Source organism: Protofrankia sp. CiP1_Cm_nod2, assembly GCF_920664355.1.
Lineage (GTDB): Bacteria > Actinomycetota > Actinomycetes > Frankiales > Frankiaceae > Protofrankia.
This window is the reverse complement of sequence record NZ_CAKKTL010000058.1, coordinates 1-3,834: the sequence shown is the minus strand read 5'-3', so window position 1 is coordinate 3,834 and position 3,834 is coordinate 1. Positions and strand designations below refer to the sequence as shown.

At 71.8% G+C, this 3,834-nt stretch carries 1 protein-coding gene; it reads right to left on the bottom strand.

Features of this window, described 5'->3' with window-relative positions; genetic code table 11:
* Positions 1-408: 408 nt before the first annotated feature.
* Positions 409-2,967 (bottom strand): aminopeptidase N, encoded by a 2,559-nt coding sequence (gene pepN / locus NBW84_RS08825; RefSeq protein ID WP_250283497.1) that lies wholly within the window; start codon positions 2,965-2,967, stop codon positions 409-411.
* Between the last annotated feature and the right edge of the window lie 867 nt (positions 2,968-3,834).

Below are 3,834 nucleotides of genomic sequence, written 5' to 3'. Positions count from 1 at the left end.
CACCATCGGCTCCTCCTCCGGCGGCATCACCTTCGAGGTCACCGGCCCCTTCCGCACCTGACCTTCCGGGCGGGCTCGGCCGATAGGCCATATCCGGAGGAACGGCAGCGAGCCGCTCCTCGCCCGCCCTGAGAGCGTAGGTGGAAACCGCTGCTGTGGCGGCGTTTTCCACCTACGCCTGCCGTGTCCGTAGGTGGAAAACGCTGTTATGATGGCGCTTTTCACCTACGGTTGGTGCTGTTCTGGTGACGGCGATACGCGGTCATGGATTCTTCGGCGGGCAGGCCGGTCACGCGGATGCCTGGCCGGCGCCGCCAGCGGTGGGATCGGAGCCGGTGTCGGCCGGCGGGGCGAGGCCGGGAAACGCCCGCCGCCGGCCGACATGCTGACTCAGGTAGACGTGCTGACTCAGGTAGCGGTGGCGGCTTCGGTGTCCTTGGCGCGGGCGCGCAGTGCGCGCAGCAGGCCGTCGCGGCCCTCGACCAGGGCGCGGCGCAGGGCAGGGCCGAGGTCGGCCTCGGCCAGGTAGGCGTCCACCGCGTCCACCGTCGCCGGCTCGACGATCGCGGACGGGAAGAGCATCTGCGTGATGGTCTGAGCGGTGTCGAAGGTCCTGGTCCGCCAGATCTCGCCGATCTCGGCGAAGAAGCGGCTCACGTACGGCCGGGTCAGCTCCTCCTGGCCGGGGATCCAGAAGCCGCCCAGGGTCGCCACGAGCAGGTGGTTCGACAGCGTGTCGGAGTCGATCGCCGCTGACCAGGCGGCGGCCTTCGCCTGAGCGGTCGGGCGGGCCGAGCGGGCGGTGGCGGCCCGCTTCTCGCCGGTCGCCGTCCGGTCGCGGGCGAGCTCGGCCTCGATCTCCTCGGCGCCGTAGACGCCGCGCGCCACCAGCTGGATCAGCAGCGTCCAGCGCAGTTCGGTGTCCAGCACAAGGCCGTCGACGACGTCGGCGCCCTCGAAGATCGCGCGTACCCGTCCGATCTGGTCGGGGTCTTCGGCGTGGGCGAACGCGGTCGCGTGCACCAGCTGCAGGTCGCTGCCGGGCGCGGCGGTGCGCAGCAGCTCCTCGACGCGGGCGGACAGCTCGCGCAGGGCCCGCGCCCGGTTCGCCGGATCCCCGTAGGCGTTGATGGTGAGCTGGGCCTTGGCCAGCAGCGACTGGACGACCCCGATGTCGTCCTCGGCGTCCACCCCGGACAGCACGAGCTTGACGTAGTCGCGCGCGGCCAGCTCCGCGTCCCGGGTCATGTCCCAGGCGGCCGCCCAGCACAGGGTGCGCGGCAGTGACTCGCGGATCGTCCCGATCGAGTCGATCAGGGTGGCCAGCGAGCGGTCGTCCAGGCGGACCTTGGCGTAGGTGAGGTCGTCGTCGTTGAGCAGCACCAGGTCGGGCCGCCGGGCCCCGACGAGCTTCGGCACCTCGGTCAGCGCGCCGACCACGTCGAGCTCGACGCGCTCGCGGCGCTGCAGCGACCCGTCGGAGGCGCGGTCGTACAGGCCGATCGCCAGCCGGTGCGGCCGCAGGGCCGCGCTCGCCGTCGGCGGCGAGGACGCCGGCTCCTGCACTACGTCGAAGGTGGTGAACAGCCCCGAGGAGTCGGTCTCGAACCGGGGCCGCAGGGTGTTGGCGCCGGTGGTCTCCAGCCAGTCCGCCGACCACACCGTCAGGTCACGGCCGCTGGCGTTCTCCAGCTCGTCGAGCAGGTCGCGCAGGGAGGTGTTGCCGTACTCGTAGCGGCGGAAGTACGAGCGCAGGCCGGTGAGGAACTCCTCCTGGCCCACCCAGGCCACCAGCTGCTTGAGGACGGAGGCGCCCTTGGCGTAGGTGATGCCGTCGAAGTTGGTGCGCACGGCCTCCATGTCGGGGGCGTCGGCGACGATCGGGTGGGTGGAGGAGAGCTGGTCCTGCCGGTAGGCCCAGCCCTTCTCGGCGTTCGCGAACGTCGTCCAGCCGTTGGTGAACCGGGTCGAGCGCACCTGGGCGAGCACCGACATGAAGGTGGCGAACGACTCGTTCAGCCACAGGTCGTCCCACCAGCGCATCGTCACCAGGTCGCCGAACCACATGTGCGCCATCTCGTGCAGGATGGTCTCGGCCCGGCGCTCCCGGCGGGCCTCGGTGACCTTCGCGCGGAAGACGTAGTCCTCCAGGAAGGTCACGCAGCCGGCGTTCTCCATCGCCCCGGCGTTGAACTCCGGGACGAAGAGCTGGTCGTACTTGCCGAACGGGTACCGGTAGTCGAACACCCGGTGGTAGAAGTCGAACCCGGCCCTGGTGATGGTGAAGATCTCCTCGGGGTCGAGGAACTCGGCGAGCGACCGCCGGCAGTACAGGCCGAGGTCGATCCCGTCGTGGTGGTCGCGTACCTCGTGGTAGGGGCCGGCGACCAGCGCGGTGATGTAGGTCGAGACAACCGGCGTCGGCTCGAACAGCCAGAAGGTCCGGCCCTCGCCGGCCTCGGTGGTCGCAAGATGCCGGCCGTTGGAGATGCAGCGCCACTCCGACGGCGCCACCACCGACAGCTTGAAGACCGCCTTGAGGTCCGGCTGGTCGAAGCAGGCGTACATGCGGTGCGCGTCGTAGGTCTCGAACTGCGTGTACAGGTAGACGGCGGAGTCGACCGGGTCGACGAACCGGTGCAGCCCCTCGCCCGTCTTCGAGTACGCGCAGTCGGCCACCACCTCCAGCTCGTTGGCCTCCCGCAGATCCGTCAGCGTGATCCGGTCACCGTCGTGGACCTCGGCCGGGTCCAGCGCGCGGCCGTTGAGGGCCACCGTGCGCACGGCCGGGGCGGTCAGCTCGATGAACGTGGAGGCGCCCGGCCTGGTGCTGGTGAAATGCACCACAGTTCGTGACACGAACGTGGTGTCACCGCTGGTCAGGTCAAGGTTCACCTCATACGAGGACACGTTGAGCAGCCGGGCGCGCTCACGCGCCTCGTCGCGGGTGAGGTTGTTGGCTGACACACAGGTCCTTTCGATCCAGCGGCGGTGGACGGACGATGTCCGGTTGCTGCGCGGGCTCTGTTGTCTCCAGCCCGCCGGCCCGGGCCCGTCCGGTCCGGGACGAGGGGACGGACGTCCCGGCCTGGCGGGCCGGTCGGCGCGGCGGAGAGAGCCCGACGGCTTTAGCCAGTCTCCCACGCCTCCCGTGCTGGTCGTGCCGGCTCCACCCGGACCGGTCCGACGGGCGGTGCGCGACTGTCCAGCTCATCCGCTGTCGGGTTTGATTACGGGGGATTCGGTCAGCGTTCGCGGGCCCGGCGCCCGGATTGCCGGGCAGGGCGGCACGGGAGCGCGAGGCGACACGGAGTACAGGGCGGCACGGGATATGCAGGGCGGCGCAGGAACGAAGGTGGCACCGCGGGTGCTGGCGCCGAGCGGCCGGCACCGGGGAAGGGGCACAGCGGGTGACGGATTCGATCAGTGAGGCTCCTGTGACGGATCGGGAGCGCCCGTGAAGTGGAGGATCGGCCGCGGACGCCGGGCCCGTCCGGACAGCCCCGCGCCGGACGCGCGGGCACCGGCCACTTTGCCCCTGCCCTCGGGAGCCCCGCCCCCCGAGAGGCCTGCTGCGCGGGCGGCGTCCCCGGACAGGCCTGCTGCGCGGGCGGAGCTCCCGGACAGGCCTGCTGCGCGGGCGGAGCTCCCGGATACGCCTGCCGCGTGGGCAGGGGGTCCAGAGACGGCGTCCGGGGACGGCCCGGCTCCGGACGCGGTGCCGTCGGACGCGGCTGTCCCGCCCGCGGCCCCCTCCGGCGCGGCGGCGGACGCCGCGGCCGCGGGCCCTGCCGTGGGCCCTGCCGTGGGCCCTGCCGCCCCACCGGACCTGTC